Annotated in this window: 18 protein-coding genes; 10 read left to right on the top strand and 8 right to left on the bottom strand. The window is 61.2% G+C overall.

The features are described 5' to 3' along the window. Positions 1 to 84 precede the first annotated feature (84 nt). Entirely contained in the window at positions 85 to 567 is a 483-nt protein-coding gene (locus KSW38_RS01260) for a glutathione peroxidase (RefSeq protein WP_216921852.1), read from the top strand. A 140-nt stretch (positions 568 to 707) separates the two neighbouring features. Continuing rightward, positions 708 to 1,661: a phosphodiesterase gene (locus KSW38_RS01255; RefSeq protein ID WP_216921849.1), complete on the top strand. Its 954-nt coding sequence runs from the start codon at positions 708 to 710 to the stop codon at positions 1,659 to 1,661. 10 nt (positions 1,662 to 1,671) lie between these two features. On the opposite strand, the gene KSW38_RS01250 is transcribed toward KSW38_RS01255, so the two are convergent. Both KSW38_RS01250 and KSW38_RS01245 read right to left on the bottom strand, forming a co-directional pair. Beyond that, entirely contained in the window at positions 1,672 to 3,261 is a 1,590-nt protein-coding gene (locus KSW38_RS01250; protein ID WP_428982353.1) for a stealth family protein, read from the bottom strand. 47 nt (positions 3,262 to 3,308) lie between these two features. Then, positions 3,309 to 4,229: a Cof-type HAD-IIB family hydrolase gene (locus KSW38_RS01245; RefSeq protein WP_216921846.1), complete on the bottom strand. Its 921-nt coding sequence runs from the start codon at positions 4,227 to 4,229 to the stop codon at positions 3,309 to 3,311. 136 nt (positions 4,230 to 4,365) lie between these two features. On the opposite strand from KSW38_RS01245, the gene KSW38_RS01240 reads away from it, so the two are divergent. Then, on the top strand, positions 4,366 to 4,665 hold the full coding sequence (locus KSW38_RS01240; protein ID WP_062069994.1) for a type II toxin-antitoxin system VapB family antitoxin: 300 nt from the start codon (positions 4,366 to 4,368) through the stop codon (positions 4,663 to 4,665). Between the two features lie 22 nt (positions 4,666 to 4,687). Then, positions 4,688 to 5,332, top strand: a complete 645-nt coding sequence (locus tag KSW38_RS01235) for a LytR C-terminal domain-containing protein (protein WP_308169264.1) — start codon at positions 4,688 to 4,690, stop codon at positions 5,330 to 5,332. Between the two features lie 78 nt (positions 5,333 to 5,410). Here the strand turns inward: KSW38_RS01235 and KSW38_RS01230 are convergent, their stop codons facing one another. From KSW38_RS01230 to KSW38_RS01210, 5 genes are all read right to left on the bottom strand, one after another. Next, on the bottom strand, positions 5,411 to 6,097 hold the full coding sequence (locus tag KSW38_RS01230) for a TetR/AcrR family transcriptional regulator (protein WP_216921839.1): 687 nt from the start codon (positions 6,095 to 6,097) through the stop codon (positions 5,411 to 5,413). A gap of 156 nt (positions 6,098 to 6,253) precedes the next feature. Further along, positions 6,254 to 7,666, bottom strand: a complete 1,413-nt coding sequence (locus tag KSW38_RS01225) for an MFS transporter (protein ID WP_216921822.1) — start codon at positions 7,664 to 7,666, stop codon at positions 6,254 to 6,256. Positions 7,667 to 8,496: 830 nt separating this feature from the next. Beyond that, positions 8,497 to 8,922, bottom strand: coding sequence for an NUDIX hydrolase (locus KSW38_RS01220; RefSeq protein ID WP_254185947.1), 426 nt, complete (start codon positions 8,920 to 8,922; stop codon positions 8,497 to 8,499). A gap of 270 nt (positions 8,923 to 9,192) precedes the next feature. Further along, positions 9,193 to 9,759: a TetR/AcrR family transcriptional regulator gene (locus tag KSW38_RS01215; protein WP_216921819.1), complete on the bottom strand. Its 567-nt coding sequence runs from the start codon at positions 9,757 to 9,759 to the stop codon at positions 9,193 to 9,195. Next, positions 9,759 to 10,226, bottom strand: a complete 468-nt coding sequence (locus KSW38_RS01210; protein WP_216921805.1) for a nuclear transport factor 2 family protein — start codon at positions 10,224 to 10,226, stop codon at positions 9,759 to 9,761. Before KSW38_RS01210 ends, KSW38_RS01215 begins: the two co-directional genes overlap by 1 nt. 770 nt (positions 10,227 to 10,996) lie before the next feature. Between KSW38_RS01210 and KSW38_RS01205 the strand changes: the two genes are divergently transcribed. After that, the gene (locus KSW38_RS01205; RefSeq protein ID WP_216921802.1) at positions 10,997 to 11,773 is read left to right on the top strand and encodes a hypothetical protein; all 777 of its coding nucleotides are present in this window, start codon (positions 10,997 to 10,999) and stop codon (positions 11,771 to 11,773) included. 277 nt (positions 11,774 to 12,050) lie between these two features. Here KSW38_RS01205 and KSW38_RS01200 read toward each other — a convergent pair whose 3' ends face one another. After that, on the bottom strand, positions 12,051 to 12,443 hold the full coding sequence (locus KSW38_RS01200; RefSeq protein WP_216921799.1) for a hypothetical protein: 393 nt from the start codon (positions 12,441 to 12,443) through the stop codon (positions 12,051 to 12,053). Positions 12,444 to 12,721: 278 nt separating this feature from the next. Between KSW38_RS01200 and KSW38_RS01195 the strand changes: the two genes are divergently transcribed. The 5 genes from KSW38_RS01195 (at position 12,722) to arfA (ending at position 18,705) form a co-directional block, all read left to right on the top strand. After that, the gene (locus KSW38_RS01195) at positions 12,722 to 13,720 is read left to right on the top strand and encodes a LacI family DNA-binding transcriptional regulator (RefSeq protein WP_216921796.1); all 999 of its coding nucleotides are present in this window, start codon (positions 12,722 to 12,724) and stop codon (positions 13,718 to 13,720) included. A 181-nt stretch (positions 13,721 to 13,901) separates the two neighbouring features. Then, a complete protein-coding gene (locus KSW38_RS01190; RefSeq protein WP_216921793.1) occupies positions 13,902 to 15,236 on the top strand; it encodes an extracellular solute-binding protein in 1,335 nt (444 codons plus the stop codon). A gap of 36 nt (positions 15,237 to 15,272) precedes the next feature. After that, the gene (locus tag KSW38_RS01185; protein ID WP_216921790.1) at positions 15,273 to 16,220 is read left to right on the top strand and encodes a carbohydrate ABC transporter permease; all 948 of its coding nucleotides are present in this window, start codon (positions 15,273 to 15,275) and stop codon (positions 16,218 to 16,220) included. Positions 16,221 to 16,222: 2 nt separating this feature from the next. Then, entirely contained in the window at positions 16,223 to 17,116 is an 894-nt protein-coding gene (locus tag KSW38_RS01180) for a carbohydrate ABC transporter permease (RefSeq protein ID WP_216921781.1), read from the top strand. A gap of 50 nt (positions 17,117 to 17,166) precedes the next feature. Then, entirely contained in the window at positions 17,167 to 18,705 is a 1,539-nt protein-coding gene (arfA, locus tag KSW38_RS01175; RefSeq protein ID WP_216921780.1) for an arabinosylfuranosidase ArfA, read from the top strand. Positions 18,706 to 18,724 lie beyond the last annotated feature (19 nt).

Below are 18,724 nucleotides of genomic sequence, written 5' to 3'. Positions count from 1 at the left end.
ACCCCTACGTTTCATGGCTTGGGCAGCTCCCCGTAAGCTCGATGGCGGCAATCCCGCCAGACGACGTCGTCAGGAAGCGATCACATGAGAACCCTCTACAGCATTCCCCTCACCTTCAATGATGGCTCTGAAGCAGACTTTGGACGCTTTGAAGGGAAGGCGGTCCTGGTGGTGAACGTCGCCTCCAAATGCGGCTACACCCGCCAGTATGCGGGCCTTGAGGAGCTCTACGGGAAGTACCGCGAGGACGGCCTTGAAGTCCTTGGCGTCCCCTGCAATCAGTTTGGTGGCCAGGAGCCCGGCGCTGACGAGGAAATCGCGGAGTTCTGCGAACGCAACTTTGGCGTCTCATTCCCACTCACCAGCAAGGCCAACGTGCTGGGCAAAGAACAGCATCCGTTGTTTGCCGAGCTGACCCGGGATGAATCCGGGCAGCCGGTCAAGGTCAAGTGGAACTTTGAGAAGTTCGTCATAAACCGTGACGGCGAGCTGGTTGCAAGGTTCCCCTCCGCGGTAGAACCTGACGCGCAGGAATTGGTTGACGCCGTTGAAAAGGCGTTGTCATAAGAGTGGTCGATCTCGAAAGGAGAAAGTAATTTTCCAACATTCCGCCAGCAGTTAGCCTGTTGTTGGCTTGCTGTCTGGTTGGATTGGCAGTACTGGAATGACACGGGGGACACCGTCTCCCACCAAACGCTAAGGCAGCTATGGAGCTCATCGAGGCCGAGTACCCCAAACCAGGTCATGTGCTTTTGCACTTGAGCGATCTTCACCTGGTGGCCGGTCCAGGCACGCTCCACGGGTCTGTTGACAGCGCTGCCAGGCTGCAGGAGATCTGCGATCAGATCATTGCCTCCAAGATCAAGCCAGAGGCCATCATTTTCACTGGAGACCTTGCAGACAAGGGCGAATTCCAAGCCTACAAGCGCCTCCGGGACATGATTGAGCCGGTGTGCGATTCGCTGGGAGCAAAGGCCATTTGGGCAATGGGCAACCACGACGACCGCGCGAACTTCCGCTCTGCGTTCCTGGATGCCTCCGCCGTGAGCAGGCCCGAGGATCCCGTGGACCGCAGCTACTTCGTCAATGGGCTCCGGATCATTACCTTGGACACCACGGTCCCCGGACACCACTATGGCGAGTTGTCCGAATCGCAGCTTCAGTGGCTGGCTGCAGAGTTGGCCACTCCCGCCCCGGACGGCACCATCCTTGCCCTGCACCACCCGCCGGTCCCGTGCGTCCAGGACCTCGCAGTGTTGGTGGAGTTGCGCGGCCAAGCCGCCCTGGCCGCCGTCGTCCGCAATTCCGATGTCCGTACCATCCTGGCCGGTCACCTGCATTACTCCACGACGGCGGGCTTCGCCGGCATCCCGGTGTCAGTTGCCTCGGCGACCTGTTACACGCAGGACCTCGGCGTGCGCGCCGGCGGACAGCGGGGCCGGGACGGTGCCCAGTCCTACAACATGGTGCACGTCTACGAGCACACGATCGTGCATTCGGTTGTCCCCATGTCCGGTGGCGTCACTGTTGGCGAGCCGGTGGACGCTGCCGAAGTGCAGCGCCGCCTCACCGAAGCCGGCATCCGGATTCCGAGCCGTTCCCGGCGGGTGCCAGCCCCGACGTCGCAGGAACTCGTCTCCCATTCGCGCCACCGGGACTGACTCAGGGTTTCTATTTCTCCCAGGGGGCTTTGACGGGGAAGTATTTCTCCAGGAAGTCGGTCACCAGTTCCGCGCGTTCGTCCGCTTCAACCTCAGGGAAGCTGCCATCGTTGAGGCAGAAGAGATCCATGTGCCGTTTGGCCAGCAGCTTTGGGAGGTAGTGGAGACCAGACCACAGCGTGGTATCCACATAGCGGACCTTGGCATTGGTCTGGGTCACTGCCTTGCCGGTGAGCAGCGCGTAGTAGTGGTAGAACGAGTTGGTTACTGAGATGTTGTCCGCCGCACGGAAGCGGCTGGCCGCGGTCTTGGAGAACTCGGCAGGGAATTCGTGCTCCATCTGGGCCACCACGCTCCGGCGCAGGGGAGCGGCCGTGTGTTCCAGGTGCCTGGTGGTGATGCGTCCGAAGCGTTCCCACAGCAGCTTGCGGTTAACGCGCGCAGCGTTTTCGAAGCCACTGCGTTCGGCATCGTTCTCCCCGAGCCCAATGCGGGTGTCAGCCTCGATGAACTTGGTGATTCCGCCGGGTGTGAAGAACATGTCCGGGCCCACGGGACGGCCGAAGAACATGTCGTCGTTGGAGTAGAGGAAGTGTTCGGACAGTCCCTCGATATGGTGCAGCTGGCACTCCACCGCTTGCGAGTTGTGGGTGGGCAATACCGACGGATCCGCGAAGAACTCCTCGCTGCGCACGATCGTGACCGAGGGATGGTCGGCCAGCCATGCCGGGGTAGGCGAATCGGTGGCGATGAAGATCCGGCGGACCCATGGTGCGAACATGTGGACCGAGCGCAGCGCATACTTCAGCTCGTTGATCTGCCGGAAACGGGCCTCATGGTCGTCGCCCTCGCCGAGGACAGCCCCGGCCTGCTGGGCGCGCCTCCTGGCGATGTATTCGGGGTCGCTGCCATCCACCCACGAGAAGACGATGTCGATGTCGAAGTCGATGTCGCTGGCGTGGTCCGCAAACATGTTCTCGATGGTTGGCCAGGTGAGGCCGTGCCGTTGCACGGTACCGCGAACGGCGTCCTGGCGCAGCATGGTGCGCCGGGTCAGGGAATTCTCCACGGGGAGTTCAAGGTGGTCGCCTTCGAACCTCCACAGTTCCAACTGGACACCGAGGGCCGGGCCGTACCAAAGCCCGCCGCCGAGTTCCACCCTGGGCCGGTACAGACGGAAGATCCGTGCCTTCCGGTTGGCCGAGAGTTCGCCGTCAGCCACCAGGACCGAGGCTTTCTTCTTGGCATCAACAGTCATGGAGTAGAACGGCTCATTGCGGAAGGCGGCAACCAGTGCTTCGCGAACGTCCTTGCGCGACTCCCAGTCGACCGCGATGACCGGCCTTTCGTCGTTGCCGCGAACCAGGATGAAGTCCACGCCGGCGGCGTCCAAAGCGGCGCGGATGGCCAGGAGGTCGGCAACCATTGCCTGCTGGGGCGTGAGGTCACCGTTAAGCAGGGCGTACCGCCCGCGGTGACGGACGACGTCGGACCTGTGCTTCAGGTGGGCAACGACGGCAGGTGAGACCGCCTCGGCGATCGCATCTTCCTCTACGGTGGGGCTGCCGTGGTAAATCGGATCGACCTGTGCTTGCGTGATGGCTTTTCTCCGTACTGTTGTGAGTCGTTTCTGGGGAATGCGGGAGTCTAGATGTCCAGGGCCTCGCGCCAGCTGCGCAGGAAGGCTCCGCCGGCGTCGTCGTGAATGACGTCGTCCGCCAGCTCGAGGTCAGCGGCGGTAAGAATGGTGTAGGGCTTCACCGGAACGCCGTCTGCGGGCCGGACGTCCACGTGCTTCACATCGTGGTCGTTGTGGTGAAGCCAGTCTGCCATGGCGTAGTCCGTACGGGAATCACCCACGGTGCGCCAGGAGAGCGGGGTGATCCCTTGGGCGGCCAACATTTCCACTGCCCGGCTGGCGCCAAGGTCCTTTCCCAAGCGGACGGATTCGATGTCCGTGGAAATGATGGTGGGGTCCAGGCGGTAGTCCACGGTGTCATCGGACTCAGGGGCGTGGTGGTCCAGGATGGCTGCGTTCAAGCCGTGACGGTCCATGATGTTCAGGGCATCGGCGTCAAAGAGTTTTTGCTCGGCCAGGTAATCTTCGCTGGCCACCTCAACGTGCTGCTCAACGGAGACCATGGCGCGCTTGGTCTCATCGAAGAACATGTGCGCGGAGTATTCCTCGGCCACGAGCCTGCGTATGTCATCCCCGTATGCCTTGGGCACGGCGAGCTCGTGGTCCACGTGGATGGGTCCGGGGCCGGAAGCGGTGTAGCTGAACCAGACGGCACCCTTTTCGCAGATGGCGTGGATGATGGTCCCGGCCGGCATCCCGGCCTCGATCATCGGCCCCATGACCTGTTCGCTGATGAAGGCGTCCGATCGGCCCGTGTTGAAGATGACGGGGATGCCGGCCGAAGCCAGCGCCACGAGGTCCGCGATGATATCCGGCTTGACGTCGCGCGTCACAGGGCTGGCGATGGGGCCGTCGACGTCCAGCAGCAGCGCGAGGGCTGGGGCCGTATGGGCAGCGGTCCGGTCGGTACCTTGGAGCGATTGAGTCATGCCCCTATTCTGTCAGTCCCCGAGGTGTGCATCACAGCTATGACGCCTGACGTCCGATAGTCACCGTTTGGCCACAACCTGCATGTGCCGGGGGTCACAAGTTCCGTTAGCGCAGCAACTTCCATAGGCTTGCAGGGTGATCTTCAAAGCTGTGGGCGAGGGACGCCCGTACCCTGACCATGGATATTCCGCGCCGCGTGACTGGGCTGCCCTTCCACCGCGGCCCGTTCGCCTCGATGAACTTGTCACCACCAAGCGCACCCTGGATCTGGAGGCATTGCTCGCAGAAGATTCAACATTTTTTGGGGATTTGTTCCCGCACGTGGTCCAGTACCAGGGCGTGCTGTACCTCGAAGATGGGCTCCACCGGGCAGTCCGCACCGCGCTCCACCAGAGGACGGCCATCCACGCACGCGTGCTGGTGATCGATGGCTAGGCAGCCCAAGCGTCCCAAAGATGTGACGCAGTTGCACGGGCACCATGTGGTGACCGGACCTGAGCTTCGCGCGACGTTCGCCGAGGACGCCCGTGCCCAACGCAGCCGCTTCCGGCGCCGCGTCTTCCACGCTATTGTCCTTGTCCTGCTGGTTGGTGTTATAGCTGCCGGAGCAGTTGGCGCCTGGGCGATCATGAACGGTGTCATCAAGATTCCCACGGCGATCGCCAGCAAAGCGCCCACCAGCCTCTGCCCTGCCACGACGTTCGACTACGTACCGAACGAAACCGTGAACATCAAGGTCTTCAATGCCACCTCGCGGGCTGGGCTGGCTACTACTGTTGCCGACGAGTTCAAAGCACGGGGGTACAAGGTCCTATCCGTGGACAACAGCGACACCGCGTACTCGGGGATCGGCGTGGTGGTCTCGGGAGTCAAGGGCCAGGCAGCTGCATTCAACGTCCAGCGGAATGTGGCCGGAACGGATTACTTCCAGGACAACCGCGAGGACGAATCGGTGGACCTCGTCCTCACCCGGGGATATCAAGGCTTGGTGGAACCGCAACTCGTGGATCAAACTCCAGGCAAGCTCAGCTGTCCGCGCGAGGACCTGAGGATCGCGGATAGCTCCCGGTGGCCGATCATCCCCACCCGCCCGGCTCAGTAGGAGGCGCGGCTCGATTTTCGCCACTCGAAGTGGTGGGCGATGCCCGGATTTGGGTGTCGCCGCTCTGTTGCTGTGGCGTTAGCCGGCCAAGGTGTCCGGGACTGCAGTATCCACGCGGACGGGCTTGCCCGCCTCGTCGAACTGCGCTCCCGCACCTAGCTGGATGAATCGCACCGTTTGCGCCGTCTGGAGCTCGACGTCGGAGGCTGGGGCAGGCGCCGGAGTCTCGCCGTCGGGCGTTCTATTGCGTCGTGCGGCGCTGGCAGACAATGTGCCGTGAATGAGCCGCGCCAACTGGGCGACGTCCGTGTCCGGGAGGTAGCCCTGCCGGACGCCGTCAGTCAGGATGTCCTGGAGGAGCAGGTTGAGGTCGCCCACGTGATCCGCGAGCTTCGCGAACGAGGCCGGGGAAAGAACGGCCGCCATCGCTGGGCCTGGCGGGAGGTGCCGGCGGCTGAGGTCCTCCACCTGGGCGCGGACATAGAGGGCCAGCCTGTCCACTGGATTTTCAAGAGCTGCCAGCGAATCGCGAAGATCTACGATGAAACGCTCGGTTTCGTCCAGCGCGTACGCAATGAGCAACTGCTCCATGTCTGCGTAGTAGTTATAAACGGCGGTGCGGCCAACGCCTGCATGGCGCGCGACGTCCGTCATGGTGAGGCCAGGCAGGCCGTGGGTAAAGAGGAGTTCACCGAAGGCGGTCAGAATACGGCGTTGGGTCTCGGCGCGTTGGGCAGCATTCGTGGCGGCCGTGATCCTGGGCATATAGACACTTTACAGTGATGTGTCACCAAGTACCGCCGGTTTGTTTGTCTAAATGAACGTAGGCGTGTCTACAGCTGTGCTGTAGACACGCCTACCCCAATCAGGGCAAGAATGATGACTCTTAGCTCTGACTCGAAGTCACGTGCAGTCCCGGTGTCAGTGGGAGAAGTCTGCTGAGATCTCGGCGAGGGTGCGCCCCTTCGTCTCCGGCGCGAGCCATTGCGAGAGGACTGCGCCGAGTAATGCGACGGCGGCGGCTACGACCATGGTTGCGCCCATGCCGATGTTGGCGATCGCCCAGGGCAGGGCGAAGGTGCCGAGTGCGGCTCCGATGCGGCTGAAGGACGCGGCGAAGCCCATGCCGACGCCACGCAGGTGGCCGGGGAATACCTCGGCCGGATAGACCTGGGTCATCGTGGTGTAGCCGGCATTGAAGTAGGAGAAGGCGAGAAACAGGACGAGCACGAGGAGCGCTGGTGCGTTCCCCCAGACTCCGATGACCAGCAGGATGCCCGCGCAGAGCCACTGCCCGGGCACAGTGAGGATTCGGCGGCCGAGCTTATCAATCAGAAGTACGCTGGTGACCACGCCCGCGACCGCAAGTGCGGACAGGCCGACTCCACCGGCCCAGCCGCCTCCGAAGCCGAATTGGTTGAGCACCTCGTCGGCGAAGGTCGCGATCGCGAAGTAGGGAGTGACCGCGCAGAACCAAAAACCTGCAGTGAAGACGGTGGCGCGCCAGTACTGCCTGGAGAACAGCATGCCGAAGGAGGCGTTCTTTATTTTGGTCCCACTCTTCGCGGCTTCGGCCTCCTGGATCATCCTCAGATCCATCTCTCCGGTGATGCTGTCGTGCATCTGGGGCGATTCGACGTATCTGCGTGCGATCGCGAGTGCTTCCTGATGCCGGCCCTTCGTAATGAGCCAGCTCGGCGACTCGGGGAGGCCCATGCGGGCGAGGAACAGGACGAGTGCGAGTACCGTGCTCGTGCCGAGTACTAGGCGCCAAGGGGTGCCGGCGTCGTGCAGGAGCGTGCCGATGATGAATGCCATCATGAAACCGACGTACCAGGCGATCAGGGTCAGCCCGAGCAAACGCCCGCGGAGCTTTGGAGGGGAGAACTCTGATAGCAATGGCCCACCGATTGAGTACTCTCCTCCGATCGCGACGCCCATCAGGAACCGGATGGCGGCCAGCTGTATCACGGCCCCGTCTCCGGAAGTTACGAAGAACTGGGCCGCTGAGGCGACCAGGAACAGGCCCATGTCAACGAGGAACATGGGCTTGCGTCCGAACTTGTCAGTAGCCCAGCCGGCAAGCGGGGAGCCTACGAAGATACCAACCAGTGGGCCTGCAGCGATCATGCCCAGCGATAGCGCGTCGAGCTGGAGATCTGACCGCATGAGTCCGGTGACAGGGCCGATGATTCCGAGAATGTAACCGTCGAGGAACATCCCGCCGATGAAGACTGCGACAAGCCGCACCATGAAGCGGCGTTTGAACTTGGAGCTGGTCTCTTTTGGTATGGGGGTGTCGACGGAGGCCGTCGTCTTGGTCGGATGGATCATTGAGATTTGTTCCCTTCTGGCTTCAGCGCAAACCGCTGACGGCACCAGAGCGCCGTTGCTTAGATGCTCGGACAGCCGCAGCCCTTAGCGCCCGGTGGACGATGCCGACTGGCTCGATGCCAGCCGACATGGCCGCGGGACGCGAGATGATTTCGGCGTCGTCATGTATCACTGCTTTCGAGATTCATATGGCAAGGCCTTCGTTACCAGCGCCCTTGTGCCGACCCATCGAGATCACGACCTATAGTCGAGGTCGGCAAACTGTGACATATGACTCATATATCAGAACTCTAAAGGTGTGATGCGCCACAGTCAAGAGTTTGAGAAGGCGTGGACGCTTGGAGAGCCATTGTTTCTGAGGCCGTTGACCTCGTTAAATTTCTGTGATTCGTTTCGTTTGCGAGCGGGACTGCAACTCACAGCACGGGGAATCCACGAGGGACAAGTGGCGCAGTCATTTGCAAAGCACGCCCGAGGGGAGACGTTTGGTTCGGCCATGGATGCCGCTTTCCCAGACGATGAGCCAGATCTGATCAGGGCCGTTGGGGATGACGGAACCGTGATCGGTACCAGGACGGTCGGACGCCCAGCTCCGACGTCGACCCGAAAATCATAGGTGCCGGTGTCCGAATCGGGATCTATTTGTGGACGCTACTTATCAGGGCGCGAGCGGAATCCCAGCCGCACCAATGTTGTGGGGTGATAGAGGACCCTTGATGGGATTGCAAGGGCTCGGCTCGGCTCGGATGCAAGAGGAAATTCAGGGAGTCTTTGCTGTCAGGTTTTTCGGCATATGGAGGCTGGAACCGAGGGGTGTCAGGCTCGTGTACTCATTGGATCCCACAAGGAGATCCTTCACCGGCCGCGATTGCTTGGACGGGTGGCAGCATTCCTTGAGCTGCTGCAGCTGAACGCGCGACGATGAGCGTCGGATCGACGATCTCTTGACTGGCAATGCGTGCATCCAGCTCTCGCACGGGCATGCGGACCAGGCGAACTTGCTCGGCTGGGTCAGACTGGTCGGCGTGACCTTTAGTTGTACCCGAAGTGCAGATAAAAACGTGTACGGGCCAAGCTGAGCGACCCGGATTCATGTAGTAGAGGTGGAGGGGTTGGAGATCCTTGGCTATAAGCCCGGTCTCCTCCTCGAGCTCTCGAAGCGCGGCCGACTGTGGCGGCTCGCCTGCTTGTCCAGCTCCAGCAGGCAGGTCGTAGATCCAACGCCCGATGGGGTATCGGTACTGACGGGTGAGCAAGACACGTCGCCGTCCACGACCAGTGTCGCCACCGCGAACGGAATGCTTTCGTCGACCTCGTACCGTGCTTCTGATCCGTCGGCGAGGACGACCGTGTGTTCGACTAACCTAACCCGGCCCTGGTGCGACACGCGCCGGCCCAGCGTGGTCCACGTTTGTTCCGGTTCTCCCATCCGACCACGGTATCAACGAAGCAGTTCGCGCCCGTTAGCCGATCCTTTACCGGACGTCCGGGTTCCAAGAAGTGAGATGGGGCGGCGCATCCAGACGTCAGCTGAGCTGCGCGAGCAGACGACGCTCGACACGTTCCATGACCCCCAGGAAGGTAGACTCGTCGCCATAGGCGCGGGTAAGGATGAGTCCACCCTGGATCATGGCAACGGCGTCCAATGCGTTCTCGTGCGCATCCCCGGCGTTGAGCCCGCCGCGCTGCAGCAGGGCGGCCAACGCGTCGACCCAGTCCACGAAGTAGGCCTTGACCTCACCGGCGAACGTCTCCTTCTCCTCGCCGAGTGTCATTGCGGCGAATAGGCAGACATTCTCGCGGGAGACGAAGTAGTCAGCGACCGCCTTAGTCATAGCCGAGACCGCCTCAGCGGCGTCTGTTGCGGAACGAAGCGGGGCGAAAACCTCATCCTCGAACCAGTCGCCCACCTGGTCCAGCACGGCCCTGGCCATGTCTGTCTTCCCCTCCGGGAAGAAGTGGTACAAGCTGCCGCGACCGATCCCGGCCTCCTGCTGGATGACAGACAGGGAGCTGCTCTCAAACCCTCGCCGGCGGAAGACACCGGCGAGGGCGCGCACGGCGTCCGGGCGTTCGAGGAGGGTGCGTGGCATTACAGTCCGAGTTCGCTCAGGCCGGGGTGATCCGCGGGGCGGGGCCCGGAGGTGTCCCAGAAGAACTTGCGCTCGGACTCGTTGATGGCGAGGTCGTTGATGCTCGCGTGTCGGTGTGTCATGAGTCCATCCTTGTCGAAGTGCCAGTTCTCGTTGCCGTATGCGCGGAACCACTGGCCTGCGGCGTCATGGTACTCGTACGCGAAGCGGACGGCAATGACGTCGTCGGTGTAGGCCCACAATTCCTTGATGAGCCGGTAGTCGAGCTCGCGCTCCCACTTGTCGGCGAGGAACTCGACGATGGCGGCGCGACCCTGCACAAACGTCGACCGATTGCGCCACCAACTGTCCTCGCTGTACGCGAGGGAAATGCGCTCGGGATCACGAGTGTTCCAGCCGTCCTCGGCTGCACGGACCTTCTGGATAGCGGTTTCTTCGGTATAGGGAGGCAGAGGGGGACGGGACATAGTGGGTTCCTTCGCAAGCTAAGTTGTACCGATTGGTACAAACTGTACTAAACAGTACAGCTTTTGGGTAATGGGCGTCAACCTCTTTCCCGACATGAGTCGTAAACCAGGGGGCTACCAAAGTTGGGTGGGAGCCTCTAGGATCTGAACTTGCTGCGCGTGGATGCCTTCTTGATTTCATCTCTCCGCGGTTCTTCGCTATATCTTCCAGCGAGGCCCAGACGCAGGAAGTTGCCGACCGATTGTTCGCTTTGCAACACGAGGGCGCCCTTCATTATGAGACTGGTCGAACACGGCAGCCGGAATAGGCGCTCACGCCGAGTGACCACGCGCGCACTGTCCGACTGGCCGGCACTGCTCACGGCCCTTACGACGCGGCTGGTCAAGTCGTAGCCGGGTTCTACATCCTGAACGCGACCGATATCGACGAAGCGATAGACGCGCCACTGCACGCTAGCCGATCCCTTGCGGGCTGAGCTAATGCGCCAAATAGCGCCGCCACTTATCGCCGAAAGTCACAAAATGAGCTGCTGCAACCGTCGGGCTCGCTGAGCCAGTGAGACGTCTCGAATCCTAAGGGTTACGACACGTAACCTACCGCCGGTCTTTCCGGCTAGTTAGACCCGGGCGGTGAAAGCTGCCTCAAATGTTCTTCATTGTCATGGGATCTCTGCCGGAGGAGACTTGGGGCGACGGCATCCAATCTCGGGCCGCCCACGGGGCCACCCGGCTGCGGGGCCTCACAGAACCTTGTAGCGGCTGGTGGATCAATGAGTTCTGTGACAGCGCTCGAAAAGGCCGCTCAGCGGTCACGCCATCTCGTGCCCTTGGTGACTGTCGCCCTGATTGGATGTCTCGGCGGCTGCGAATATGAATCCGATAACGTCCCCCTCCCGTCCGCCAGTTCTCCGACTACGGAGGCCCGCACGGTCCCGCCGCTGCCAGAGAGTCGCGACACCGGCACGGTCCCACCGCTGCCGGAGAGCGGCGACATCGACGCCGGCACATACCTCGTCCCCGTCGCCGGCTATACGGAACCTTTCAAGATCACCGTTCCAGACGGCTGGTTTGCTCTCGACGGCCACAGCCTGGGCAAGGACGACCCGGATCACCCGGCTGAATGGGCCGTCTACATAACTCTTTCGCGCGCGTACTATGTGGCGAAGGACGCATGCACCTGGAGGGGCGCCCTTGCCGATTCCGGTCCGTCGGCCGAGGCCTTCGTTGACGCGATGGCGGCGCAGTCGTCAACGGCAAGCACCCCTCCCGCCAAGGTCATGGTAGGCAATTACTCCGGCTTCGAGTTCGACCACTCCGTCGAGGGCAACGTGGACATCACGGCCTGCAACGGCGGTCAGTTATGCATCCACTCAGAAGATACACAACGTTGCTCACGCTGGTACTTAACTCGGAATGAACACGAAACCTACCGGGTGGTCGACCTGAACGGCCAGCGGGCTGTCGCCGCGGTGGGCCATATCGACGAATCGATCAATCCGGAGCTGATGAGGGAGGCACGCGCCGTCTTCGACTCGATCGTGTTCTAGTCAGATAAGTGACCATCTGATCCGATAGGCGATCCCGCCCGCGGGCGCCGGCTCCTTCTCTGAACCCACCTGCATGTCTTTGAGCAAGACTCCCTTATGACCGTAAAACTGCAGGACTGTGAGATCTCGATCTCGACGGATACCTCTCGATCTAGCTCGGTCATATGCTCACACTAGAGACGTCAGCTCCGCCAGCGCTGAATTCACCGTCCGGTAAGGGATCCGCAACGGGACGGCAGCGCTAAACCAACTGCCTAGCCACTGGATATCTTGCACTTCAAACGATTCGCTGGCGAACGTCCCTGAGGGACTTGATGCCTTCGTGACGAAGGATCCTAACCGTCATGAAGACCACCAAAGCATGCAGGACGACCAAGCCAAACGTGCCGCCAAATTCGCTGAGGAACACCGCCATCATCGCGATGGACATCAATGAGTAGACGATGGCAGCAACCAGCGGTGCCGGGCTCATCGTGCCTAACCCGCGTACATTCCAGATTCCAATGAAGAGGCCCGCAAGGGACAACACACTGAATCCCACGATCACAGCCACAACGGTTGCGATCCAACCGACAGGTACGTGTTTTCCCGCTGCCTGGTAGTCCAGGAATTGCCCATTGATCTCAACCGTATTCGCGACAGTTATCCATGCCGTGAACAGTCCGAACATCAAATCGACGAAGCCCAGACAATAACGCCTGAACCTCGTCGCTCCATCCGGAAGTGTATCTCGCCGACTGCGCTGTCCGTTCTTGTGAGCATGGCGTACAACAAGCCGCGCCCGTAGCCTTTTGAGCTCACCGCTTACCACATGTGTTCACAGCAGATCTGTTGCGACGATCGTTGGAAACCGCCCCTTCCCGGGAGCATGAGGTGTAGACAAACTCGCGTAACATCGTGGGAACCGGACACGAATTCACCCGGACACTAAATTCATGAGGGGGACTGTTGCGGGCAACGGTCAAGGATGTGGCGCGCCGCGCGGGAGTGTCGCCGAAAACCGTCTCGAACGTCATGAACGGAATCGTGCCGGTCAGCGCTCCAACGCGGCTCAGGGTTGAGCAGGCAATGCAGGAGCTCGACTACGTTCCCAACCTTTCCGCGCGCGGGCTCCGCAACGGCCGTTCGGGCGTCATCGCTTTGGCGCTGCCGGACCTGGCAACTCCGTTCTCCGCTGAAATGGCCCAGAGCATTGTGGAAGTGGCCCACGAGCAGGGCTGGAGCGTCCAGATCGAGGAAACAGGTTCCGATCCGCAGCGCGAGCAGGAGCTGATGACCCGGGCGCGCTCCAACCTCATCGACGGGCTCATTCTCAATCCGGTGGTGCTGGATGAAAGTGCCGTCAAGGTTGGGGTGGCCTTGCCTCCCGTCGTGCTGTTGGGCGAAGTGGCCCAGGAGCTTGCGGACCGCGTCTACGTGGACAGTTTCGCGGCGGCGCGGGATATGACGTTGGCCCTGGCCAAATCCGGGCGTCGGCGTATCGCGGTGTTGGGCATTAACAAGACCAGGCAGTCTGCCACCTCGATTCAACGGAGACGGGGTTATGAGGCCGCGCTCCACATCCTCGGGATCCCACGCGATGAATCCCTGCTGATTTCGTGCGGACTGTGGACACCTGGATCTGCAGCCGAATCACTGGCCCGCTATCTGGATTCCAACCCGCTGCCGGAGGCGTTGTTCTGTTTCACGGATTCGCTGGCCATTGGCGCCCTCAATGCGCTGTGGAAGAGGGGCGTTCGTGTCCCTGAGGACATCGCTGTGGCCGGATTCGACGACGTCACGGACGGGCGCTACGCCGTTCCCTCGCTGACTACCGTGTCTTTCGACAAGCGGACCATCGCCACCGAAGCGCTGCGCCTCCTCACTGAGCGCATGGCGGACAGGACCCACGGACAACGTGTCGTCACGGTGGACTACACCATTGTTGAGCGGGACAGCACCCGCTAAGCGGTCTCTGACATTTAACTGTGCGCGCTAACAATTTCTCTTGCCTCAATTTTTACAACGATGTAATGTGAGAGCCGCGTCACCCCCGGGCCACCCTTTTACCCGGCAGTGGGGATGCACCGAAGCCGGATTTGAGCAGCAGTTGTGTCCTTTTCAGCGGACCCTTCCAAAGGAGTGACGGGTGAAGCAGTTTGAATCTTTAACCGGGAAACAGTTGTCCCGGAGACAGTTATTGACGGGATCGGCCCTCCTCGGAGGCGGGCTTCTGGCCACTAGCCTCACAGGCTGTGGAGGTGCGGCCCAAGCCACCGGCGTCAGGGAGATCGGCTTCTGGCATCTCTTGTCCGGCGGGGACGGTACCAAGATGCAAACGATGATCGCCAATGCCAACCAAGCCAATCCCGGCTTCAAAGTGCACCCCACCGTGTTGGCATGGGGCCCGCCGTACTACACCAAGCTGGCCATGGCATCTGCCGGGGGCCGACCTCCAGAGGTAGCCATTATGCATGCCAGCCGAGTCCCGGGATATGCCCCGGGCGGCCTCATAGAGCCTTGGGATCTGGGGCTGCTGGCGGAGAATGGCATCACGCCGGAGAACTTCGCGCCGCGCATCTGGGAAAAGGGCCAGCAAGGCGGAAAAGTCTTTTCGCTGGCGCTGGACTCCCACCCGTTCATCATGTTCTACAACACTGACATAGCCGGTAAAGCCGGGCTGTTGGAAAGCAACGGCCAGCTGCAGGAAGTGAGCTCCCCGGAGGGGTTCAAGGCCATGGCGCTGGAGATGCAAAAGGTCACCAAGGCCCACGGATTGTCCTTTGGCTACCTGAACCTGGGCTCGCAGATGTGGCGGCTGTTCTACACGCTCTATAAGCAGCACGGAGCGGAAATTGTCCTCACGCCCGGACGGCAGATGGAGGCGGATAGGGACGCTGCGATCGAATCGCTGGAGTTCATGGCCTCGCTCTTCGACGACACCATCGCGGCCAAGAGCGGCGACATCAACACCGGTATTGCAGAATTCGTCCGTGGCGATTCGGGAATGCTCTTCAGTGGAGGCTGGGAACTGCCCACCATGAAGAAAGCAAAGTTGCCGGTTGATGCCGTCACCATCCCGACTCTTTACGGGACGCCCGCCTCGTACGCCGACTCTCATTCCTTCGTCCTCCCGCGCCAGCTCGTGGTGGATGAAGTGAAGCGGAAGGATGCGTACAAGTTCGTCAGTGACGTTCTGAAGGGTTCGCTGTTGTGGGCTGAGGCAGGCCATATCCCGGCTTTCCAGCCCGTGGTTCAGTCGCCGGCCTACGGCCAGCTCACGCCTCAGATCCACTACGCCAACGCGGCGGACATCATCGCCTACGATCCCGAGGCGTGGTTCAGCGGCTCCGGCTCTGACTGGCAGACCTACTTTGCCGAGCATATCCAGAACGTGCTTCTGGGGCGCGATAAGGCAAGCGCCGGGTGGGATAGCTTCGTGGCCCGCACCAACGACCTCCTATCCCGTCCCAATCCGGTCTGACCGGCACCAGCGCACCGAGCGACAAAGGAGTCCTTCATGAGTTCCTCTACACTGTCCCGGCAGACCAGCCAACCACGGACAACATCCAGCCCCGGCATCAAGGCCGGGCTATCTCTCCGAAGAAGGAGGGACACCCTGAACGGGTGGGCATTTGCAGCGCCCTTCCTGGTGTTCTTCCTCGTCTTCCTTGTTTGGCCCATTCTGCACGGCTTTTACATGAGCCTCACGGGCAAATCCCTGACAGGAGCCAACGACGCTCTCATCGGCTTTTCCAACTACGCCGAAGCCTTTGCCGATGCCGGCATGTGGCGTTCCCTGGGCAACACGTTGTACTTCACGGTCATCAGTACAGTTCCCCTGGTCCTGGTTGCGTTGGTCATGGCGGCGCTCTTGAACATCGGCCTTCCGGCCCAATGGCTGTGGCGGCTCTCCTACTTTGCCCCGTTCCTGTTGGCTTCCACGGTTGTGTCGTTGTTCTTCGTCTGGATGTACAACCCGCAGCTCGGCCTGATCAACGATTTCCTGTCAAAGTTCGGCATAGCAAAAGTGGGGTGGCTTAACGATCCCAATGTGGCGATGTGGTCGATCGTGATCGCGACACTCTGGTGGACTGTTGGCTTCAACTTCCTGCTCTATCTGGCGGCAATGCAGAACATCCCCGTCCAGCACTATGAAGCAGCGTCACTCGACGGCGCCGGCGCCTGGCGCCAATTCTTCTCCATCACGCTGCCGCAGCTCACGCCCACCACCGTGATGATTGTGTTGCTCCAGATCCTGGCTTCCCTGAAGGTCTTTGACCAGATTTACCAGATGACAGCAGGGGGTCCGGGCGGATCTACCCGTTCCGTGGTCCAGTACATCTTCGAAACCGGGTTCACCGGATACCGGCTGGGGTATTCCGCAGCTATCTCCTACATCTTCTTCGGACTGATCGTGCTGGTTTCCGCGCTGCAGTTCGTCATCACCCGCCGCAGGAGCGCATAGCCATGGCAATCACCCTCACCCGTTCCACTCCAGCCACCGGAAACCGCCAAGTCATACGGCAGCCCCGCAAAAAACCGACAGTGGGCAAGATCGCGGCAGTCACGGCCGCCGCCTTCATTGCCGTCCTCTGGCTGATCCCGTTCGCCTGGGCCACCGTTACTGCGTTCAAGTCTGAAGCGGATGCGTCAGCGTCCAAGATCAGCTGGGTTCCGCCGTCGGGCTTTACCTTTGACGCTTTCGTCAACGTGTTCCAGGCAGGGAACATCCCGCTCTGGACGTGGAACTCGCTCTACACCTCCGCGGCCATCACGGCAATCACACTGGTGATCTCCGCCCTCATCGCTTACGCACTCTCCAGGATCGAGTTCAAAGGCAAGAAGGTTCTGATGGTCGTGATCATCGCGGCCATCATTGTCCCGCCACCCGTGCTGATGATTCCGCTGTTTTACCAAATGCTCGCGTTCAAAATGATCGATACCTCATGGGCCATCATCCTGCCGCAGGTGATTCACCCTGCCATGGTGTTTGTCCTCAAGAAATTCTTCGACCAGATCCCGCATGAACTGGAAGAAGCGGCAGTGATGGACGGTGCCAGTCGTCTCCGGATCTTCCTGCAGATCATCCTGCCGTTGTCTCGGCCCATCCTGGCCGCCGTCGCGATCTTCGTGTTCATCGGTGCATGGAACAACTTCCTGTGGCCGTTCATCTCCACCAACGACGACTCCCTTCTGACCCTCCCGGTGGGTCTGCAAACCATCAAGAGCGCCTACGGCGTCCAGTACGCGCAGAACATGGCGTCTGCGTTGCTGGCAGCTTTGCCGCTCATCATCGTCTTCCTGTTCTTCCAACGCCAGATCATCAAGGGCATCTCGACGACGGGACTCGCCGGCACCTGACCGGCCGCTGCTTACGCATCACCAGACCTAAAACACAGCCAAGGAGATACATGTCCCGCGCACGCGTCACCCTCGATCGCGATTTCACCATCGGGGAGGTACCCCGGCGCCTCTTCGGCTCCTTCGTGGAGCATATGGGTCGCTGTGTATACAGCGGCATCTACGAACCCGGACACCATGAGGCCGACGAGAACGGCTTCCGGCAGGACGTCCTGAAGCTCGTCAAGGAACTAGGTGCCACCGTCATCCGGTACCCCGGCGGCAACTTCGTCTCCGGCTATAACTGGGAGGACGGCATCGGCCCGCGCGAGTCCCGGCCCCGCCGCCTGGACGGCGCCTGGCACACGGTGGAAACGAATGCTTTCGGCCTGCACGAGTTTGTGGACTGGTCCAAGCAGGCCGGCACGGAAATCATGGAAGCCATCAACCTGGGCACCAGGGGAGTGGACGCTGCCCGCGAGATAGTGGAGTACGCCAACCACCCGGGCGGCAGCTACTGGTCGGATCTCCGCGCCAAGAACGGCCACAAGGACCCGTTCGAAATCAAGCTCTGGTGCTTGGGCAACGAAATGGATGGTCCTTGGCAGATCGGCCACAAGACCGCCGAGGAGTATGGGCGACTTGCCCAGGAAGCGGCCAAGGCCATGCGCTTCGTGGACCCGGACATTGAATTGGTGGCCTGCGGCAGTTCCAACTCCCGGATGCCTACGTTCGGTGCCTGGGAGCAAACGGTTCTCACCCACACCTATGACGAGGTGGACTACGTTTCCCTCCACGCCTACTACTTCGAAGAAGAAGGCGACGTCGGCAGCTTCCTGGCATCCGCCGTCGACACCGACTACTTCATCGAGTCAGTGATCGCCACCGCGGACGCCGTCCGGGCCAAGGGCAAGCACAAGAAGCACATCAACCTGTCCTTCGACGAATGGAACGTCTGGTACCAGCGTGGCCTGGACACTGAGGACCAGCCTCACAACGTGATCAAGGCTGGCTGGCGCGAGCACCCCCGTGTCATCGAGGACAAGTACAACGTGACGGATGCAGTGGTGGTGGGAACCCTGCTGAACTCGCTGCTCCGCCACGGCGACCGCGTCAAGATCGCCAACCAGGCGCAGTTGGTCAACGTCATCGCGCCCATCCTGTCGGAAGAGAACGGGCCGGCCTGGAAGCAGACCATTTTCCATCCGTTCGCCCGGATGGCTGAGCTCGCCAAGGGCCAGATCCTGCGGCTTTCCGTGGACTCGGACAAGTACGAGAATGAGCGGTTCGGCGGCACGGACCTTGTGGACGTCAGCGCCACGTGGAACGAGGAAACAGGGCGCGTTGCGCTGTTCTTCGCGAATCGCGGGCTGGAGGAAGCGGCCGACGTCGAGGCAGCCCTGCGCGGTTTCGACGCCCGGCAGGTTGTCCGTGCCGAAGTCCTGGAGATCCCCGAGGGCGGCGACAGGTTCACCACCAACACCCAGGACCAGCAGGGCCGGGTCGGCCTGAAGCCGCTGGAAGGCGTCAAGGCTACTGGTTCGGAACTCCGGCTGACGCTGCCCGCATTGTCCTGGGCCGTCGTCGAGCTTGAGGTTGTGAAAAACTAGCGCCGCACCCAACTGAGTC

Source organism: Paenarthrobacter aromaticivorans (genome assembly GCF_019038615.1).
GTDB lineage: Bacteria > Actinomycetota > Actinomycetes > Actinomycetales > Micrococcaceae > Arthrobacter > Arthrobacter aromaticivorans.
The sequence above is the reverse complement of the archived record's forward strand: the minus strand, read 5'-3'. Positions and strand labels throughout refer to the sequence as shown.